This is a genomic window from Pantoea sp. DY-15 (genome assembly GCF_019795935.1).
Classification (GTDB): Bacteria; Pseudomonadota; Gammaproteobacteria; order Enterobacterales; family Enterobacteriaceae; genus Pantoea; species Pantoea leporis.
Genome location: NZ_JAIMIF010000005.1, coordinates 267,954 through 285,766 on the forward strand (window position 1 = coordinate 267,954; position 17,813 = coordinate 285,766).

Consider the following 17,813-nt stretch of genomic DNA (forward strand, 5'->3'; position numbering starts at 1 on the left):
CTCAATAGACGCTAACCCGCGAGTCACCTAAAGCGGAGACCGGTCTTGTGCGGCATACTACGAAGCCGCAACGATTGCAGAAGCAATTGGTCAGGGAACGACAATGACTGGTTCTCCGGGATGCTGCTTCGGCGACTCCCTCAGAGCAAGCAACACTGAGGGACATCCATTGGGCACACGTATTCCGTTGACATTAGGTTCATTCGAACCGCTGGCTTTAACTCCTTTTAAATCGAATAAAATCGCCTTGGTGTGCGAAGGCGGCGGTCAGCGCGGCATCTTTACCGCAGGCGTGCTGGACGAATTTCAACGCGCAGGCTTCAATCCTTTTCAACTGTTACTCGGCACCTCGGCCGGGGCGCAAAACCTGTCGGCATTTGTCTGTGGCCAGCCTGGCTACGCGCGACGCGTGATCTCCCGTTACACCACCAGCAAACTGTTCTTTGATCCGCTACGATTCGTGCGCGGCGGGCATCTTATCGATCTCGATTGGCTGATCGATATCACCAAACAGGAATTCCCGCTGGCGCTCAACACCGCCGAAGGGCTGTTTGCCAAAGGCAGCGAATTCTATATGTGTGCCTGCCGCAGCGACGATTACCGCGCCGAGTACTTCAACCCGATCAGCACCAACTGGCACGACATCCTAAAAGCGTCCAGCGCGATCCCCGGTTTTTACCGCAGCGGCGTGCAGATGGACGGCGTGAGCTATCTTGACGGCGGCATCAGCGATGCCATTCCGGTACGCGAAGCTGCGCGCCGTGGCGCGGACACCATTGTGGTGATCCGCACCGTGCCGTCGCAGGTGTCCTACACGCCGAAGTGGTTTAAACGCATGGAACGCTTTTTGTCCGACAGCGCATTGCAGCCGATGATCAACATCCTGCATCAGCATGAAGAGAGCTATCGCGAAATTCAGCAGTTCATTGAGCAGCCGCCGGATAACCTGCGCATCATTGAAATCTGTCCGCCGAAACCGCTGGCAAGCATGGCGCTCGGCAGCCGCTTGTCATCGCTGAATCAGGATTATCATTTAGGCCGCCGCAGCGGGCGCTATTTCCTCGCCACGCTCGGTCAATGGCTAAGCGATGCTGAGCCGCTGGTGCGTTCAACCACGGTTACGCCGCCGGCAGCGGTGGCGAATGCGCCTGACAATCGCCCGCTGATTACGCCCGCGCTGGCGGAAAACGATGCCGATTTTGATAAAGGCTCGCTGGCATGAAGTTTATCGACACGCATTGCCACTTCGATTTCCCGCCGTTCGTTGATGATGCGCACGCCAGCATTGCACGCGCTGCGCAAGCCGGCGTGGAACGCATCATTGTACCGAGCGTGGATGCCAGCCGTTTCGCGCTTGTGACGCAACTGGCGCAGCAGCATCCGGCGCTATATGCCGCGCTGGGTCTGCATCCAATCAATATTGCTGAGCATCAGGAAGATGCGCATCTTGATGAGTTAGAGCGCTGGCTGAAAAAGCCGAATAGCAAGCGTGTGGCGATCGGCGAGATCGGTCTCGATCTCTATATGGAGGATGCGCAATTTGCCAAACAGACGCGCCTGCTCAATAAGCAGCTCCAGCTGGCGAAGCAGTACGATCTGCCGGTGATCCTGCACTCGCGCCGCACCCACGATCAGCTGGCGCTGCATTTACGTCGTCACGATCTGCCGCGCCGTGGCGTGGTACACGGTTTTGCTGGCAGCCAGCAGCAGGCGGAGCGCTTTATCCAGCTTGGTTATGCAATTGGCGTTGGCGGTACCATCACCTATGAACGCGCCAGTAAAACCCGCAACACCATCGCCAACCTGCCGCTCAAGGCGTTATTACTGGAAACCGACGCGCCCGATATGCCGCTGCACGGTTTTCAGGGCCAGCCTAATCGTCCGGAGCGGGCGCGCAACGTGTTTGACGTGCTGTGTCAGCTGCGCAGCGAATCCCCCGAAGCGATCGCCGACGCGCTGTGGCATAACAGCCAGCAGTTGTTCGCTTTGCCCGCCTGATTCTCCCCCGACAGATTCTGCATTTACGCTGCCTTACGCCTGATTGGCTACATTAATAAAGCTGAGAGTACACTTTTACGCCCATTTTTGTGATAATAATAACAATGACCATCACGGCGCATTCCCGCTCGATTCGCGGTTATTTGTGATGAATGTCACTAAATAATTGTATTTAAATGACAGGTTTTCTTTTTAGTGTGACGTGAAGCGCAATTCATCGTCACGGTAGTTGTTAGAATTATCACATTCCCCGGTGGGTTGTGCCCGCCGATCTGAATTTTGGAGAGCATCATGACCGACCTGAAAGCAGCAGCACAGCGCGCATTGCAACTGATGGATTTAACCACCCTGAACGAAGACGACACCGACGAGAAGGTGATCGCGCTGTGCCGTCAGGCGAAATCCCCAGGCGGTAACACCGCTGCCATCTGCATCTATCCGCGTTTCATCCCGTCAGCTCGTAAAGCGCTGCGCGAGCAGGGCACGCCAGAAATCCGCATCGCCACCGTCACTAACTTCCCGCACGGCAACGATGACGTTGAGATCGCGCTGGCTGAAACCCGCGCGGCCATCGCCTACGGCGCTGACGAAGTGGATGTGGTGTTCCCGTATCGTGCGCTGATTGCCGGTAACCGTGATATCGGTTTCGAGCTGGTGAAAGCCTGTAAAGAAGCCTGCGCGGCGGCGAACGTGCTGCTGAAAGTGATCATCGAAAGTGGTGAGTTGAAAGACGAAGCGCTGATTCGTGCCGCTTCGGAAATCGCTATCGATGCGGGTGCCGATTTCATCAAAACCTCCACCGGTAAAGTGCCGGTCAACGCGACGCCAGAAGTGGCGGCGATCATGATGCAAGTGATTCGCGACAAAGGTGTGAAGCAGCAGGTTGGTTTCAAACCGGCGGGCGGCGTGCGCACTGCAGAAGACGCGGCGCTTTATCTGCAGCTGGCGGACGACATTCTGGGTGAAGGCTGGGCGGATGCGCGTCATTTCCGCTTTGGCGCTTCCAGCCTGCTGGCAAGCCTGCTGAATACGCTGGGCCACGAAACCGCGACCAGCAAAGCGGGTTACTAAGTTCATATCGATGTTCGTAGGGTCGCCATTTATGGCGACCTCTCTATTCCGGGGAGGCAACCGTGTTCCTGCCACAAGAAATTATTCGTAAAAAACGCGACGGCCAGGCGCTGAGTGAAGCGGAGATCCGCTTCTTTATCAACGGCGTGCGCGACAACAGCGTTTCGGAAGGTCAAATTGCCGCGCTGGCGATGACCATCTATTTCCATGATATGACGCTCAACGAGCGCGTGGCGCTGACCATGGCGATGCGCGACTCCGGCACGGTGCTGAACTGGAAATCGCTGAATCTCAACGGCCCGATTGTTGATAAACACTCCACCGGCGGCGTTGGCGATGTCACTTCGCTGATGCTCGGCCCGATGGTAGCGGCGTGCGGCGGTTATGTGCCGATGATCTCCGGGCGCGGCCTCGGCCACACCGGCGGCACGCTGGATAAACTGGAAGCGATTCCGGGCTTTGATATCTTCCCGAGCGACGATCGTTTCCGCCAGATTATCAAAGACGTCGGCATCGCGATTATCGGTCAGACCAATTCGCTGGCGCCGGCCGACAAACGTTTTTACGCCACGCGCGATATCACCGCCACCGTGGACTCCATTCCGCTGATCACCGCGTCGATCCTCGCCAAAAAACTGGCGGAAGGATTGGATGCGCTGGTGATGGACGTGAAAGTGGGCTCCGGCGCCTTTATGCCGACCTTCGAAGCCTCAGAAAATCTGGCGCAGGCGATTGTTGGCGTCGCCAATGGCGCAGGTTGTAAAACCACCGCGCTACTCACCGACATGAATCAGGTGCTGGCTTCCACCGCCGGTAATGCGCTGGAAGTGCGTGAAGCGGTGCAGTTCCTGACCGGCGAGGCGCGCAATCCGCGTCTGCTGGAAGTGACGATGGCGCTGTGCGCGGAAATGCTGATCTCCGGCAAACTGGCCGAAAATGACGCCGATGCGCGCCAAAAGCTGCAGCAGGTGCTGGATAATGGCAAAGCCGCCGAAGTGTTTGCCCGCATGGTGGCGGCGCAAAAGGGTCCGGTGGATTTCATCGAGCGCATGGACAGCTATCTGCCCGCGCCAACGCTGAGCAAAGCGGTATACGCCGATGGCGCCGGTATCGTCAGCGCAATGGATACGCGTGCGCTCGGCATGGCGGTGGTTGCGCTCGGCGGGGGGCGCCAGCGCGCCAGCGACAGCATTGATTACAGCGTGGGCTTGAGCGACGTGACCACGCTCGGCACGCAGATTGACGCGCAGCGTCCGCTGGCAATTATCCACGCCGCGTCGGAAGCGCAGTGGCAGCAGGCCGCCGCCGCCGTTAAAGCAGCCATCACGCTGAGCGATACTGCGCCAGCGATTACGCCGGTAGTTTATCGTCGCATTAGCGAATAACTGGCGCTTCTTCGTGCCAGGCAGCGGCCGTTCGGGTATACTGATCTGATCGCTTTTTTTTGACTTGTCATCGCGCATTGCGCAGGAGACTTGCATGAAACGTGCTTTTATTATGGTTCTCGACTCCTTCGGGATCGGCTCCAGCAAAGACGCCGATAAATTCGGTGATGAAGGATCGGACACGCTCGGCCATATCGCCGAAGCCTGTTTCGAAGGCCGCGCCAATGAAGGTCGCGAAGGCCCGCTGCACTTACCTAACCTGACCAAACTGGGCCTCGGCAAAGCGGCTGAGCTCTCTACCGGTCGTTTCCCGCCAGGCCTCGATCCCAACGCGGAAATCATCGGTGCGTATGCTTACGCCAGCGAATTGTCGTCCGGTAAAGATACGCCGTCGGGCCACTGGGAAATCGCCGGCGTGCCGGTGCTGTTTGATTGGGGCTATTTCAGCGACAAAGAGAACAGCTTCCCGCAGGAGCTGCTGGATATTCTGGTGAAACGTGCCGATCTGCCGGGATATCTCGGAAATTGTCACTCATCGGGCACGGTGATCCTCGACCAGCTCGGCGAAGAGCACATGAAAACCGGCAAGCCGATTTTCTACACCTCGGCGGATTCGGTGTTCCAGATTGCCTGCCACGAAGAGACCTTTGGCCTCGATCGCCTGTACGAATTGTGCGAAATCGCCCGTGAAGAGCTGACCAATGGCGGCTACAACATCGGCCGCGTGATTGCGCGTCCGTTCGTTGGCGACAAAGCGGGTAACTTCGAGCGTACCGGCAACCGTCACGATCTGGCCGTGGAACCGCCAGCGCCGACCATGCTGAAAAAGCTGGTTGACGAGAAGGGCGGTGAAGTGATTTCGGTGGGTAAAATCGCCGATATCTATGCCGAGCAGGGCATCACGCAGAAGGTCAAAGCCACCGGCTTAGACGCGCTGTTCAACGCCACCATCGAACAGATGAAGAAAGCGCCAGATAATTCGATTGTGTTCACTAACTTCGTTGATTTTGACTCAACGTGGGGACATCGTCGCGATATCGCCGGTTATGCGGGCGGACTGGAATTGTTCGATCGTCGTTTGCCAGAGCTGATGGAGTTGGTGAAAGAGGGCGACATTCTGATCCTCACCGCCGATCACGGCTGCGATCCAAGCTGGAAAGGCACCGAGCACACGCGTGAGCACATTCCGATTCTGATCTACGGCCCGAATGTGAAGCTAGGATCGCTGGGATACCGCGATACCTTCGCTGATATCGGCCAGACCATCGCAAAATATTTTGGCCTGTCCAGCATGGACTACGGCAAGAGCATGCTGTAAAACAGCGCCCCAAATTTAATAAGGAAAATAACCATGGCAACGCCTCATATTAATGCAGAAATGGGTGATTTCGCGGACGTCGTACTGATGCCGGGCGATCCGCTGCGCGCTAAGCACATTGCGGAAACCTTCCTCGAAGATGTGGTGGAAGTGAACAACGTGCGCGGCATGCTGGGTTACACCGGTACGTATAAAGGCCGCAAGATTTCGGTGATGGGTCACGGCATGGGCATTCCATCCTGCTCGATCTACACCAAAGAGCTGATCACCGATTTCGGCGTGAAGAAGATTATCCGTGTCGGTTCTTGCGGCGCAGTGCGCGCAGACGTGAAACTGCGCGACGTGGTGATTGGTATGGGTGCCTGCACCGATTCCAAAGTGAACCGCATGCGCTTCAAGGATCACGACTTCGCGGCGATTGCGGACTTCGACATGGTGCGTAACGCCGTTGACGCCGCCAAAGCGCTGGGCGTTGATGCGCGCGTGGGTAACATCTTCTCCGCCGATCTGTTCTATACGCCAGATCCGCAGATGTTCGACGTGATGGAGAAGTACGGCATTCTGGGTGTGGAGATGGAAGCGGCGGGTATTTACGGCGTGGCAGCAGAGTTTGGTGCGAAAGCGCTGACCATCTGTACCGTGTCGGACCACATCCGCACCCACGAGCAGACCACGGCGGCTGAGCGCCAGACCACCTTCAACGATATGATTAAGATCGCGCTGGAGTCAGTGCTGCTGGGCGATTAATCACTGCGTTAACCAGGTCGGCATAAATGCCGACCCTACATTCGTCGTAGGGGCGCCATTCATGGCGACCTGGCTTCCCCCCGTAAACATCTGACACACTTTTACCCAGGCTTGTGCATCTTCGTGCTGGCTCTGAAACAATCTCTGCTTATCATTAGCGTGATAACAAAGAGACTAAGCCCACCTGATGAATTTCCGTAATTTCGAAGCAGAAGAAAAGCTGTTTGCCCGCCGTGCGATTGTCGCTTTTGCCCTGGTTGTCATCTGCTTTACCATTTTAGGCATCAACCTGTATCGCCTGCAGGTCGATCAGCACAGCTATTACCAGACACGTTCCAACGAGAACGACATCAAAATGATCCCCATCGCGCCCACGCGTGGATTGATCTTCGATCGCAACGGCATCCCGCTGGTGCGCAACGTCAGCTGGTACGACATTCACATCACGCCGTACAAAATCGACAACATGCAGGAAACGCTGAAAGAGCTGACGCCGATTGTCGATCTCACGCCGGAAGAGATTGAAACCTTCGAGCACGAGCTCAAACAGAACAGCCGCTACAAGCCGGTTGAACTGAAAGCGGAACTGACTGACGAAGAAGTAGCGCGCTTCGCCGTCAATCAATTCCGCTTTAGCGGCGTCACCGTCGATACCTATCAGGACCGTGAATATCCTTACGGTGCCGACCTGGCGCACGTGCTTGGCTATGTCTCGAAAATCAACGATAACGACTACAAACGCCTGAATGCGCAAGGCGTTGGCGAGAATTACGCGGCGGACCACAACATCGGTAAGCAGGGCATTGAAGGCTATTACGAATCGCTGCTGCACGGCAAAACCGGCTATCAGGAAGTGGAAGTGGATAACCACGGCCGCATCGTGCGCGTGCTGAAAGAGGTGCCGCCGGTGGCCGGTCAGAACATCACGCTGACGCTCGATCTGCATCTGCAACAGTACGTCGAGAGCCAGTTAGCCGGGCAACGCGCGGCGGCGCTGATTGAAGATCCGCACGACGGCAGCGTGCTGGCGATGGTTTCCGCGCCGAGCTACGATCCCAATCCGTTCGTCAAAGGCATCAGCTACAAAGCCTATAAAGCCCTGCTGCAGGATAAAGACCTGCCGCTGATCAACCGCGTCACGCAAGGCTTGTATCCGCCGGCTTCCACGGTGAAGCCTTATATGGCGATGTCGGCGCTGCTGACCAAAGTCATCACGCCGAGCTTTACCCTATTTGGCGCGCCCACCTGGACGCTGCCGGGTACCGATCGTAAATATCGCGACTGGAAAAAAACCGGTCACGGCATGCTGGACGTGACGAAAGCGATCGAAGAGTCGGCGGATAGCTTCTTCTATCAGGTGGCGTTTATGATGGGTATCGATCGTATCCACACCATGCTGAGCCAGTTTGGCTATGGCAAATCGACCGGCATCGATCTCAACGAAGAGTACGCCGGATTATTGCCAAGCCGTGAATGGAAGCAAAAAGTGCACAAAAAGATGTGGTATCAGGGCGATACCGTTTCGGTTGGCATTGGGCAAGGTTACTGGGTGGCGACGCCGATTCAGATGGTGAAAGCGCTGGTGGCGCTGTTGAATAATGGCCGCGTGATTAATCCGCATCTGCTGGAGAAATCGCAGCGCGGCACGGTGGTGCAGCCGTATCAGGCAAAATTACCGCAGCCGCAGATTGGTGATGCCAAATCGCCGTATTGGTCGCTGGTGCGCCACGCCATGTTTGGCATGGCGAATGCGCCGAACGGCACCGGCTACAAATACTTCCACACCGCGCCTTACGGCATTGCGGCGAAATCGGGCACCTCGCAGGTGTTCAGCCTGAAGCAGAATCAGGTGTATAACGCCAAAATGACGCCGATGCGCCTGCGTGACCACATCTTCTACACCGCGTTTGCGCCGTTTAACGATCCCAAAGTGGCGGTGGCGTTGATTCTGGAAAACGGCGGCAACGAAGGCGTCACGGCGGCACCGCTGATGCGCAATATTCTCGACCACATCTTTGTGCCAGAAGCCACACCGCCGCCGGTGGTGACCGCCGCGCAGTAATCAGCGGAAGAACACCCGATTGCGGCCGTGATTTTTAGCGTCGTACAGCGCCACATCGGCATTGCTATACAGCGTCTCGAAATCAGAACCCGGCTTGCCATAGCTAACGCCAAGGCTGGCGGTCACCAGCTGGCCGGGCAACACCGCCAGCGGCGAAGCATTCAGCGAGGCGTGAATCGCGCCCGCCACAATCACCGCATCGGACAAGCGATAGTGCGGCAGCAGCACGGTAAACTCTTCGCCACCAATGCGCCCAATGCTGGCTTCCGCCGGGCAGTGCGCCTGAATACGCGACACCAGCGCGCAAATCACCTTATCGCCCATCGGATGACCGAACTCGTCGTTAATGCGTTTGAAGTGGTCGATATCCAGAATGATCAGCGCCGCAGCGCCGTGACTTAGCGTCTGGCTGATGCGCTGAATAATCGCCCCGCGATTCCACACCGCCGTCAGCGGATCGTGGCTGGCTTTGTACTCCAGCTCCTGCGCCAGCTGATGCAGCTGTTCGTTGACGCGATTAAGCTCACGCTCGGCGCGGTCGCTGCGGGAGATCATGCGATAGGTTTCACGCATCAGGCGCTGATAATGGCGATTCACCATCAGCAGCGCATCGCGATAATCCTCAGCGCTGAGCGTGGTTTGAGCCGCCACATCCTGCGAGCGATTAAGCACATCGCTCTCTTCGCGGAACAGCTCGTTGAGGTCCATCACGATGCCATTTCCGCCTGCAGTTTCACCTGCAGTTCGGTGAAGTCCAGCGCCAGCTCCTGACCAAACTCTTCCGAGACATCATCTTCGGCGTCAAAGAACCAGTTGAGCGCCACGTTCTGGCCGCTCTGCGCGCGCTGGTTGAACAGATCAAACAGGCTGAACAGCATTTTGGTGCTGGAGCTGTTGAAGTAGCGCAGCGCGATATTCACTTCAACGTCGCCGCCCGGCTGCGGCTGCCAGTTCTCTAACGCATCCAGCAGCGGACGATAAAACGCCGCGGCGTTCTCCGGCCAGGATTCACCGCGCAGGGCAAACTGACCGGCGGCAAAATCAAAACTCACTTCGGGCGTGCTCTCTGTGGCAGCAATAACAAGGTTTTGCATCAATTGATCAATCCTGGTGAATGGTGGCTTTCAGCCAAAACGTGGCGTAACCGTTGGAAGCCAACGGACGCAGTTCATACTCCAGCGGTTCGCTGACGTCGCGCGCCAGCGTTAATAATCCAATGTTGGCCCCTTTGCTGGTGGCGGGGCTCTCGGCGCGCAAACCCACGCGATACGCCTGTTTGATCTCTTCGTTGCTCATGGTGCGCAGCAGATCGAGCCAGTAGCGCAGCTGCTCGCAGGCCACTTGATCCACCTGATTGCTGCTCTCCAGCACGTAGTTATCGCCTTCAACGTGCAGTGTCACCGTGCCGAAGCGGAAATCCTGCTCGGCATGGCTGGTGCTGCGGCTATCCTGCGAATAGCGCAGGATGTTCTGCACGATCTCGACAAAGCTGGAGAACAGGCGACGCCGCACTTTGACCGGCGCCTGCTGATTCTCCAGAAACACTTTGATCACTTCGCCCATCGCGGTGATGTTCTGCGGCGAAAAGAGGCCGGTGTAGTGCAGCGCCACGCTGTCGGGCGGGATGCGGCTGAGATTCGAACCTGGATTCATAACGTGACTCTAATAGCGGAAGCCAAACCAGGTGACGTCATCGCGTCGCGGCTGGTTGCCTTGCCAACGAAGAAATTCCTGCTCGAATGCCGCGGAAAGTGCCGGCATCGGCAGCGTTTGATAGTGATTCAGCAGCGTCTGAATGCGCTTTTTGCCAAACATTATCTGACGTTCACCGCCGGGCTGATCGGTAACGCCATCGGTCATCACCAGCAGCATGTCGCCGGGATTGAGCGTGCGCTGCTGCTGCGGCCAGACGTAATCCTGCGGCGTATCGGTATATCCGACGCCAACGCGATCGGCCTTCAGCGATTCCGCCTCGCCGCCAGCGGTATGCAGCAGCGCGTGCATGCGTGCGCTTGACCAGCAAAGCTGATGATTTTCGCTATCGAGGCGCAGCGCGATGGCATCGCAGCCGTCGTTCGACAGCGAGGTTTGCTGCGAGGCATTGAGCTGCCCCAGCGTTTGTTTGATATGGCGATTAAGCGATTGCAGCACATCGGACGGCGCGCGCCGATTCTGCTGCAGCGCATTTTCCAGCGCCGATTGCAGGATCACCGTCATAAATGCGCCGGGAATGCCGTGGCCGGTGCAGTCGGCAATCAGCGCCAGCCAGCCGTGTTGATCCTGATGGAAGGCGTAATAGTCGCCGCCGACGCCATCGCGCGGCTGCCAGTGCAGGCACCAATCGTTGAGCTGCTGCGCCATCTGCTGCGTTGAGCGATCGAGCATCGCGTCCTGAATCACGCGCGCGTAATCGATGCTTTGCAAAATTTGCTGATGCTGTTGATGCTGCAAATCTGACACGGTGCGGATCAGGTCGATGCCCAGCCCGATGCCGATGTAGCGCCCTTGTTCGGTAAGGATAAAGCCGTCGGTGACCGACTTATCGCCGGTCGCTACCACTTGCTGCGCTACCTGATCGAGCTCGGTATCGGCATCAATCACCAGCGGCTCTTTATCCATAAAGGCGATGCAGCTTTTGCGATCGTAGAGTTCGCGGAAAAACGGGCGCGACATTTGTGACAGGAAAATATGGCGGTTGATCATGCCAAACGGCGTGCCGTTTTCGATCACCGGCAAACCAATCAGATCTTTGTGCTCGGTAAACAACGCCATCACCGCCGTGTTGTCCATCGCGGGACTGACAAACGGCACCGCCATGCACAGCGAACGCGCACGAGAACGACTCGACAGGGAGGCAAGGCCTGCGCGTAAATCAGGCAGCTGCATAGGAGAATCTGACGTTGATTAGGAATTATCTTAGATTACTGCGCGGCTGTGACAGTTTTATGTCATGGCCGCGCCAAAACTCGCACGGTTCCGTAGGGTCGCCATTCATGGCGACCTGGCTACAAATCACTCTTCCTTCAACGCCGCCGTAACGTGCCCAATCGCGCGTACCACTTCGCTGGAACTGCCGCGAATATCCGCCATCATGCCGCCGGCTTCTTTCGCCAACACCACGCCCTGATCGGCGCGTTTTAGATTCGATGCGATACCTTTCAGCGCTTTCTCCGCCAGCGTATGGTTCTTCTGCACCATGTTCTCAATTTCGGTGGTGGCGCGGTTAATGTTGGCCGCCAGCGTGCGCACTTCATTGGCTACCACGGCAAAGCTGCGACCATGCTGACCGGCACGCGCCGCTTCCACCGCGGCGTTCAGCGCCAGCAGGTTGGTTTGATCGGCAATCCGGCGAATGCTCTCGACAATGGCGCCAATGCGATCCGACGATTCGCTCAAATCGTTGATATCACCGGAAATGCCGTGCAGCTCGCCCGCCAAATCATTCATGGTCTGCACGCTGTTCTCGATCACTGTCGCGCCGAGACGCGTGCTTTCGCTGGTTTGCAGCGCTGTTTGATACGCCTGCTGCGCCGCTTCGCGCTCTTGCTGGTTCTTCTCCACCTGCGCGGTGACATCGGTGGCGAACTTCACCACTTTGTACAACTCGCCGGTTTCGTTAAACACCGGGTTGTAAGTGGCGCGCAGCCACACCGTTTGGCCGCGTTTATTCACGCGCTGGAACTGGCCAGAGATAAATTCGCCCTGATTCAGTTTGTGCCAGAAGCGGCGATATTCGTCGCTGTTGCGCATCTCTGGCGGGCAGAACTGGCTGTGATGCACGCCAATCACCTCAGACGCGCTGTATCCCATGGTTTTCAGGAAGTTGTCGTTGGTCATCAACACTTCGCCCTTGAGATTGAAGGCAATCACCGCCATCGAACGCTCAATTGCGGTGGTCATGGCGCGCTGCTCTTGTGCGTCCATGATGCGCGCGGTGATATCGCTCGCCAGCTTGACGATTTTAATCACGCGACCGCTGCGATCCTGCACCGGCACGTAATTCGCCTCTAGCCAGATGGGACGGCTGTGTTTTGCCACACGCAGGAATTTATCGCTGAAGCCTTCGCCGCGATTCAGGCGTCGCCAGAAGTCACGGTATTGCGGTGAGTTGAGCATATCGGCGGTGCAGAATATGCTGTGATGCTGACCAACAATCTCTTTGAGCGTGTAACCCATGCGCTCGAGAAACAGCTCGTTGGCGGTAAGGATCTTTCCTTCTGGGGTGAATTCGACCATGGCGATGGCATCTTGTAATGAACTAAGCGTTGCCCTGCTGTGACCGCGTTTTTGCCACGCAAGGCGTGACAGTATTCCTGATGTAATAGTGCTGAACATGGGAGAACCTTATTATTGGTATAGGATGTCAGCACGGTTATCGGCACAAGCGATTAAAAATTCACCTATAACAGCGATAGGCGAATAATTTTTTACCTGTTGGTCTGGAGGTTGCTTTAAAAGGCATCAGTCAGCCGATTTTTGCCTAAAAGCGTTTGACGGTGCTGCGCGAGTAGGGTTTAATGCGCCCCGTTGCCCGGATAGCTCAGTCGGTAGAGCAGGGGATTGAAAATCCCCGTGTCCGTGGTTCGATTCCGCGTCCGGGCACCAACATTCTGAAAACCCAGCCTTTATGGCTGGGTTTTTGCTTTTCTGGGTTTCATCACTCTTCATACAATTTTGTGACGATTACGGCTCGATGCGGTGCTTGAGTCTCTGCATCTCAAAAGCAGAAAAGGTTGTTCTAAGCGGTTGGACGCTCATTCCATGCATCCGTGTACTGGATGTTGCCATCCACAATACGCCACGTGATTTTTTCATACTGCAAACTGACGCTTTCCGTATGGTTTAGTTTGTCATTGCCTGCAAGCTTCACATTTGCCACGCCGCAGTTAACGCCAGTGACCTTCACGTTTTCCATCAGCACCGTGTAATAGCAAACCTCCTGACCTGCATCGCTGATGTTATAAAAGCGCAGTTGCGCGTTTTTTAACGTCTGTCCGGTGGCCGCTGCCTTGTACAGATAAGGCGTGGAGCTATCCACTTCTTTCTCAATCATCATTGATGAATGCTGGCGTGTACCGGTGATCCTACCGTTAGAGCCATCCACCGGCAGGTTAATGCCGTGGCTCATGCCGATAATTTCAATGCTGCCTTCACGGTCGTGAACATCGACAGATCCTCGAATATCTGCTCCACCATCGTCTTTAAGCCACATATACGGAGGGATAGGCATTTCATTAGCTCCTTATTTTTTTAATTAACTTCATGGTTATTAAGTAAACAGCCGTGGTGATGGACACCACGATGACAACATCAATGTAGAAATAGGCGTCGTAGAGAGTTTCAATGTTGGATTCGCCGCTTATTAACACGGCAACCTTTCGTGCGAAATTCTGTGAGATGTACGTTTCAGCGCCACCGAGCGATCTGCCCACAGCCAGCGTTACTAGTATGAAGAAAACGCATTTTGCGGCCCTACGGGCAAGTGTTTGAGCCATTGGCAACAACCTCAATTAATCCTCGGGCCATCAGCGAAGGTTTGCCTGGCACGGGCACCATTAATGTGTTCATAAACGCCTGGCGGATACGCGCATAATCGGAGTTGTGGGGAATGGTGATGCAACCTTCTGACACGGTTCCCGGATGAAGCCGGAATAATTCGCGGCGCACGCCCTCATACCATGTCTCGTCGTCAATGGCTGCATCCTCCCGATAGAGTGCAAACCATTCACTTCGGCCAAAGGCCACGCCTTTCGTGTACTTGTTCCAGGCGTCCTGTAATTCCGCCTTTCGCTTACCAAAGAAACCACCCGCGCCGCGATCGACAACCCAGTATTTCCCGGGTGGCAATGGGCCGTCGCCCGAAACTGCGCCGCATCCACCTCGATTTCGATAAGCGCCGTTACCAGAAAACGCCATGAAAACGCCGACGCCATAGATGTTTAACGGTGCGTAATCCGCGCCGTTCAGAATAAGTGTTCCATTCAGTGCCATCGTTCCCTCAATATCCATGTAATAACTGTGGGTGATAGTAACAATGAATGGAATATAGTGCCAATAATTATTAGTTTTTCTTATGAGTTAATCTAACGTTTTGAACTAATGATTTTTTGAATGGTGCGGTTGAGATTGTTTAATATGACAAATAAATCAATATCTTAATTGCGTTAATGCCAGGGGAGGGTTACTTAAACTAGCATTGCTACTTCAAGTGCCAGTGGTGATATCGCCAGATTGATAACAGGAGCTTTTGTAACTACAGCAAGTTTGGCTAAAAGAAATTCCTGAAGAGCGGATGCAAATCGTGGCATCCGGTGTGTTAGCCCCTCATCCAATGCATGACCGCAAATTGCAGGTGCTGAACATCGCTTTGATTTCTACCAGTTAGATAATATTGTGAAGTTCATCAGTGAGAACATAGGACTGTTGGGCATCGCAGCGCTGACAATCCGCTTCGCGCACGATCAGCGCTAAGCGACCACCTGAGTCATGCGCGATACCTACGGAATTGCCCTCATGTTGACCGGCAGAATGTTGGGCATCAGGCGTTTCCAGGCAGCATCAACTTCGTGCTGGAATTTGAGCTCGTTTCGGTACGATCGTATTCTTGTTTTACCTAGAGTTCGGCGTAGTGGCGACGTTCTATATTGTTGCGGGCTTAGATGCCCAAAGCGGTGAGTTTATCTATATTGGGCGATAACTCTACTCTCAATCCTTTGATCAACTCATCCTATCTGAGAAAGTCGCTTGAATTTTTTGAACTTTCTATGCTTATGGACGAGACAGAATCTGTTTCTGTTTGTTCGATCTCTAATGCTTTTGACTCAGAACATAGTAAGCATGCCAACGTGTAAATAGTTGATCTTAATTTATATTTCATTTTTCACCTCTTATTGTTACTTGAGGTGATGTGAACATCGTTTACGTGAAGAACAAAGAGATAATTAATTTCCTAAACGAACATTTTCATTGATAAGCCAGCTTTGCCCAAATTGCCTAAAGAGCGGTAAAAATTAGTGCATTTTTATGAAATGTTTGTTTGCACTCTCATGCCACTGGGACTTATCTTAGGTCGTTAGACATAATTCTCATTGATGATTTGATATGGAGCATCAAATGGTTGATTTTAGTGACAAATTATTAAAATCTAATCCGTTAGGCGATACCACTGCCGAGAATGACAACCGCATGCTGTCTGAGGCATTTATCGAGACTGCTGATTTTAGAACTCTCATTGAATCCGATGATAGAACAGTTGTGGTTGGCCGAAGGGGAACTGGTAAAAGTGCTCTTTTCTATCAGTTGAATAAGCATTGGGAGAGAGATAAAACCACGAAAGTTTTTACATTCTCTCCCGAAGATACTCAAATTATAGGATTTAGATCTCTTTTAAGACCCTTTTCTGATTCTTTTAATTTATCAAGAGCAGCTACAAGGATTTTATGGAAGTATTCTCTATTGATGGAGATAGTTTCATATTTTCATTCACACTATAAATTATCTTCAGATATCAAATCTGACCCTGAACTGCGAACGCACATTGATCGATGGATTTCAGTGCGCGGAGATGTTCTTAAAAAATGCCGTACAATAGCTGCTGAGTTTCTCTCTAACTCTGATCCCGAATCTTCAATTGGTGATCTTCAGTATGAACTAGAGTTATCAATGATTGAGGAAAAGGTAGTTAAAGCATTAGATAAGAACGAAAAAAATATAGTTATACTGATGGATAGACTAGATGAAGGATATGAGCCAGATTCAATAGGTATTGGTATCATTGCTGGGTTGACTTATGCTTCAATTGAATTGAACAAGAAAACCAAATATATCAGACCAATTATATTTCTAAGGGATAATATATTTAGAGCGCTCGCTAAATTAGATCCTGATTATTCTAGAAATGTGGAAGGCCAAGTAATTAGATTACATTGGGATTGGGCTCAACTGTTAGGTCTTGCGGCAAAACGGCTTAAAATTCATTTCTCGCTCGATATTGAAAAGGACCAGCGAGTGTGGGATCGATGTGTGGCCGGTGAGTTAGTTGGTCGAGAGGGATTCAAACGTTGTTTGCAGTTCACTTTGTATAGACCTAGAGATTTGCTATCTCTTTTGAATGAAGCTTTTTTCTGTGCTTTTCGCCACCAAAGGCATACCGCTGTACAAGATGACCTTGAATATGCGGCCAAATCAATATCTATAGCGCGGTTAGAGGATCTTTGGAAAGAATATCAAAAGATTTTTCCTTCAATTCATATTTGTACCAATGCCTTTAAGTCTGCTGAGCCTGAGCAAACAGTTGCTATAGCCAAAAGAAAAATAGATGCTGCATTTGAAGCAATCAGTGAGTCTGAAGATCCGAAATTAGAATCAGAGTTTAGCTTGCTAAAATCTTCAGGAATATTACAAAGCCTCTATAGTGTGGGTTTTTTTGGCATTAAGGATAAGAACTCAGGAGCATATTCCTTTTGTCATGATGGGAGAACTCCTGACAAAGGATTCAATGATACTGATAAAATTTTGATTCATCCTTGTTACTGGTTAGGGTTGAATTTGAATAAAGATGCTTTATCTCCCGATGAAGCTCAAGAAATAAATGATGAATATGAAATCAAGGTTGTTTCTGAAAATTCAGACGTCCGCAATGCAAAAATTGGACAGATAGTTACTCATTTGAATCAAATTCCCACGGGTAAAGAGGGTGATTCAGAATTTGAACTGTGGTGTCTGGATGCGCTAAGGATTATTTTTGCAGCGCACTTGATGGATATCAAGCACCATCCAAATGGCGCATCAGTTCAGCGTCGTGATATTATAGGGACGAATAGAGGGAAATCTGACTTCTGGGGGCGTGTATTAAATGACTATAAATCAAGGCATATTGTATTTGATGCTAAAAATTACGTCGACATAGGTCCAACAGAGTACAGGCAGTTACAATCTTATTTGACTGGAGTGTATGGAAAGTTAGGTTTTATAATTAATAGAGACGAGACCGAGCAATTGCATGCAGGAAAAGAGCTTGATTGGACTAAAGAGATGTTCCAGTCACATAATGTGATCATTATGAAATTCCCTGCGAAGTATATCGCTAAGCTATTGCAAAAATTAAGAAGCCCAGAGAGACATGATGTAATTGATGAGCAAATGAGTAAACTGCTGACGCTTTATGAAACAAGCTATCTCAGCATTAAGTCGTCAAGAGCCTCCAAATCATCTCGTAAAAGATAATACGAAA

At 52.9% G+C, this 17,813-nt stretch carries 16 protein-coding genes and 1 tRNA gene; 9 read left to right on the top strand and 8 right to left on the bottom strand.

Translation table 11 applies throughout. From position 1 onward, the window contains the following. Nucleotides 1–169 precede the first annotated feature (169 nt). From K5Y32_RS19040 to mrdA, 7 genes are all read left to right on the top strand, one after another. Complete coding sequence (locus tag K5Y32_RS19040; protein WP_110867276.1) at nt 170–1,222, top strand: patatin family protein; 1,053 nt, start codon at nt 170–172, stop codon at nt 1,220–1,222. Beyond that, nucleotides 1,219–1,998, top strand: a complete 780-nt coding sequence (locus tag K5Y32_RS19045) for a TatD family hydrolase (RefSeq protein WP_222185462.1) — start codon at nt 1,219–1,221, stop codon at nt 1,996–1,998. Before K5Y32_RS19040 ends, K5Y32_RS19045 begins: the two co-directional genes overlap by 4 nt. A gap of 291 nt (nt 1,999–2,289) precedes the next feature. Continuing rightward, nucleotides 2,290–3,069 carry a deoxyribose-phosphate aldolase gene (gene deoC, locus K5Y32_RS19050; RefSeq protein WP_222185463.1) on the top strand — a complete coding sequence of 260 codons (780 nt, stop codon included), beginning with the start codon at nt 2,290–2,292 and terminating at the stop codon, nt 3,067–3,069. A 62-nt stretch (nt 3,070–3,131) separates the two neighbouring features. Then, entirely contained in the window at nt 3,132–4,454 is a 1,323-nt protein-coding gene (deoA, locus tag K5Y32_RS19055; protein WP_222185464.1) for a thymidine phosphorylase, read from the top strand. A gap of 94 nt (nt 4,455–4,548) precedes the next feature. After that, the gene (deoB, locus tag K5Y32_RS19060; protein WP_222185465.1) at nt 4,549–5,772 is read left to right on the top strand and encodes a phosphopentomutase; all 1,224 of its coding nucleotides are present in this window, start codon (nt 4,549–4,551) and stop codon (nt 5,770–5,772) included. Nucleotides 5,773–5,805: 33 nt separating this feature from the next. Next, nucleotides 5,806–6,519 carry a purine-nucleoside phosphorylase gene (gene deoD / locus K5Y32_RS19065; protein WP_008103284.1) on the top strand — a complete coding sequence of 238 codons (714 nt, stop codon included), beginning with the start codon at nt 5,806–5,808 and terminating at the stop codon, nt 6,517–6,519. A 187-nt stretch (nt 6,520–6,706) separates the two neighbouring features. Next, nucleotides 6,707–8,581, top strand: a complete 1,875-nt coding sequence (gene mrdA, locus K5Y32_RS19070) for a penicillin-binding protein 2 (protein WP_222185466.1) — start codon at nt 6,707–6,709, stop codon at nt 8,579–8,581. On the opposite strand, the gene K5Y32_RS19075 is transcribed toward mrdA, so the two are convergent. The 5 genes from K5Y32_RS19075 to K5Y32_RS25000 form a co-directional block, all read right to left on the bottom strand. Continuing rightward, nucleotides 8,582–9,292: a GGDEF domain-containing protein gene (locus tag K5Y32_RS19075; RefSeq protein WP_370635119.1), complete on the bottom strand. Its 711-nt coding sequence runs from the start codon at nt 9,290–9,292 to the stop codon at nt 8,582–8,584. Next, nucleotides 9,289–9,675 (bottom strand): DUF1987 domain-containing protein, encoded by a 387-nt coding sequence (locus K5Y32_RS19080; RefSeq protein WP_222185467.1) that lies wholly within the window; start codon nt 9,673–9,675, stop codon nt 9,289–9,291. The genes K5Y32_RS19075 and K5Y32_RS19080 overlap by 4 nt, the downstream gene beginning before the upstream one ends. Before the next feature lie 7 nt (nt 9,676–9,682). Further along, entirely contained in the window at nt 9,683–10,234 is a 552-nt protein-coding gene (locus K5Y32_RS19085) for a SiaB family protein kinase (protein WP_222185468.1), read from the bottom strand. Between the two features lie 9 nt (nt 10,235–10,243). After that, nucleotides 10,244–11,467: a SpoIIE family protein phosphatase gene (locus tag K5Y32_RS19090; protein ID WP_222185469.1), complete on the bottom strand. Its 1,224-nt coding sequence runs from the start codon at nt 11,465–11,467 to the stop codon at nt 10,244–10,246. A 126-nt stretch (nt 11,468–11,593) separates the two neighbouring features. After that, nucleotides 11,594–12,916 (bottom strand): PAS domain-containing methyl-accepting chemotaxis protein, encoded by a 1,323-nt coding sequence (locus K5Y32_RS25000; protein WP_222185470.1) that lies wholly within the window; start codon nt 12,914–12,916, stop codon nt 11,594–11,596. Nucleotides 12,917–13,110: 194 nt separating this feature from the next. On the opposite strand from K5Y32_RS25000, the gene K5Y32_RS19100 reads away from it, so the two are divergent. Beyond that, nucleotides 13,111–13,186, top strand: a tRNA-Phe gene (locus K5Y32_RS19100). A gap of 133 nt (nt 13,187–13,319) precedes the next feature. On the opposite strand, the gene K5Y32_RS19105 is transcribed toward K5Y32_RS19100, so the two are convergent. Genes K5Y32_RS19105 through K5Y32_RS19115 form a run of 3 tightly spaced genes read right to left on the bottom strand, consistent with a single transcriptional unit; the run spans nt 13,320 to nt 14,572 of the window. Then, nucleotides 13,320–13,811: a type VI secretion system tube protein TssD gene (locus K5Y32_RS19105; protein ID WP_222185471.1), complete on the bottom strand. Its 492-nt coding sequence runs from the start codon at nt 13,809–13,811 to the stop codon at nt 13,320–13,322. Nucleotides 13,812–13,815: 4 nt separating this feature from the next. Next, entirely contained in the window at nt 13,816–14,076 is a 261-nt protein-coding gene (locus K5Y32_RS19110) for a hypothetical protein (protein ID WP_222185472.1), read from the bottom strand. Next, nucleotides 14,054–14,572, bottom strand: a complete 519-nt coding sequence (locus tag K5Y32_RS19115; RefSeq protein WP_222185473.1) for a DUF2778 domain-containing protein — start codon at nt 14,570–14,572, stop codon at nt 14,054–14,056. The genes K5Y32_RS19110 and K5Y32_RS19115 overlap by 23 nt, the downstream gene beginning before the upstream one ends. A gap of 1,122 nt (nt 14,573–15,694) precedes the next feature. Between K5Y32_RS19115 and K5Y32_RS24930 the strand changes: the two genes are divergently transcribed. Further along, a complete protein-coding gene (locus K5Y32_RS24930) occupies nt 15,695–17,806 on the top strand; it encodes a P-loop ATPase, Sll1717 family (RefSeq protein WP_255602701.1) in 2,112 nt (703 codons plus the stop codon). Nucleotides 17,807–17,813: the final 7 nt, after the last annotated feature.

Bases quoted from the DNA above. Each gene is read 5' to 3' on its own strand.
- deoC (WP_222185463.1), top strand. From the start codon at position 2,290: ATGACCGACCTGAAAGCAGCAGCACAGCGCGCATTGCAACTGATGGAT.
- K5Y32_RS24930 (WP_255602701.1), top strand. From the start codon at position 15,695: ATGGTTGATTTTAGTGACAAATTATTAAAATCTAATCCGTTAGGCGAT.
- K5Y32_RS19080 (WP_222185467.1), bottom strand. From the start codon at position 9,675: ATGCAAAACCTTGTTATTGCTGCCACAGAGAGCACGCCCGAAGTGAGT.
- K5Y32_RS19090 (WP_222185469.1), bottom strand. From the start codon at position 11,467: ATGCAGCTGCCTGATTTACGCGCAGGCCTTGCCTCCCTGTCGAGTCGT.
- K5Y32_RS19105 (WP_222185471.1), bottom strand. From the start codon at position 13,811: ATGCCTATCCCTCCGTATATGTGGCTTAAAGACGATGGTGGAGCAGAT.
- mrdA (WP_222185466.1), top strand. From the start codon at position 6,707: ATGAATTTCCGTAATTTCGAAGCAGAAGAAAAGCTGTTTGCCCGCCGT.
- K5Y32_RS25000 (WP_222185470.1), bottom strand. From the start codon at position 12,916: ATGTTCAGCACTATTACATCAGGAATACTGTCACGCCTTGCGTGGCAA.
- K5Y32_RS19085 (WP_222185468.1), bottom strand. From the start codon at position 10,234: ATGAATCCAGGTTCGAATCTCAGCCGCATCCCGCCCGACAGCGTGGCG.
- deoB (WP_222185465.1), top strand. From the start codon at position 4,549: ATGAAACGTGCTTTTATTATGGTTCTCGACTCCTTCGGGATCGGCTCC.
- K5Y32_RS19110 (WP_222185472.1), bottom strand. From the start codon at position 14,076: ATGGCTCAAACACTTGCCCGTAGGGCCGCAAAATGCGTTTTCTTCATA.
- K5Y32_RS19045 (WP_222185462.1), top strand. From the start codon at position 1,219: ATGAAGTTTATCGACACGCATTGCCACTTCGATTTCCCGCCGTTCGTT.
- K5Y32_RS19115 (WP_222185473.1), bottom strand. From the start codon at position 14,572: ATGGCACTGAATGGAACACTTATTCTGAACGGCGCGGATTACGCACCG.
- deoD (WP_008103284.1), top strand. From the start codon at position 5,806: ATGGCAACGCCTCATATTAATGCAGAAATGGGTGATTTCGCGGACGTC.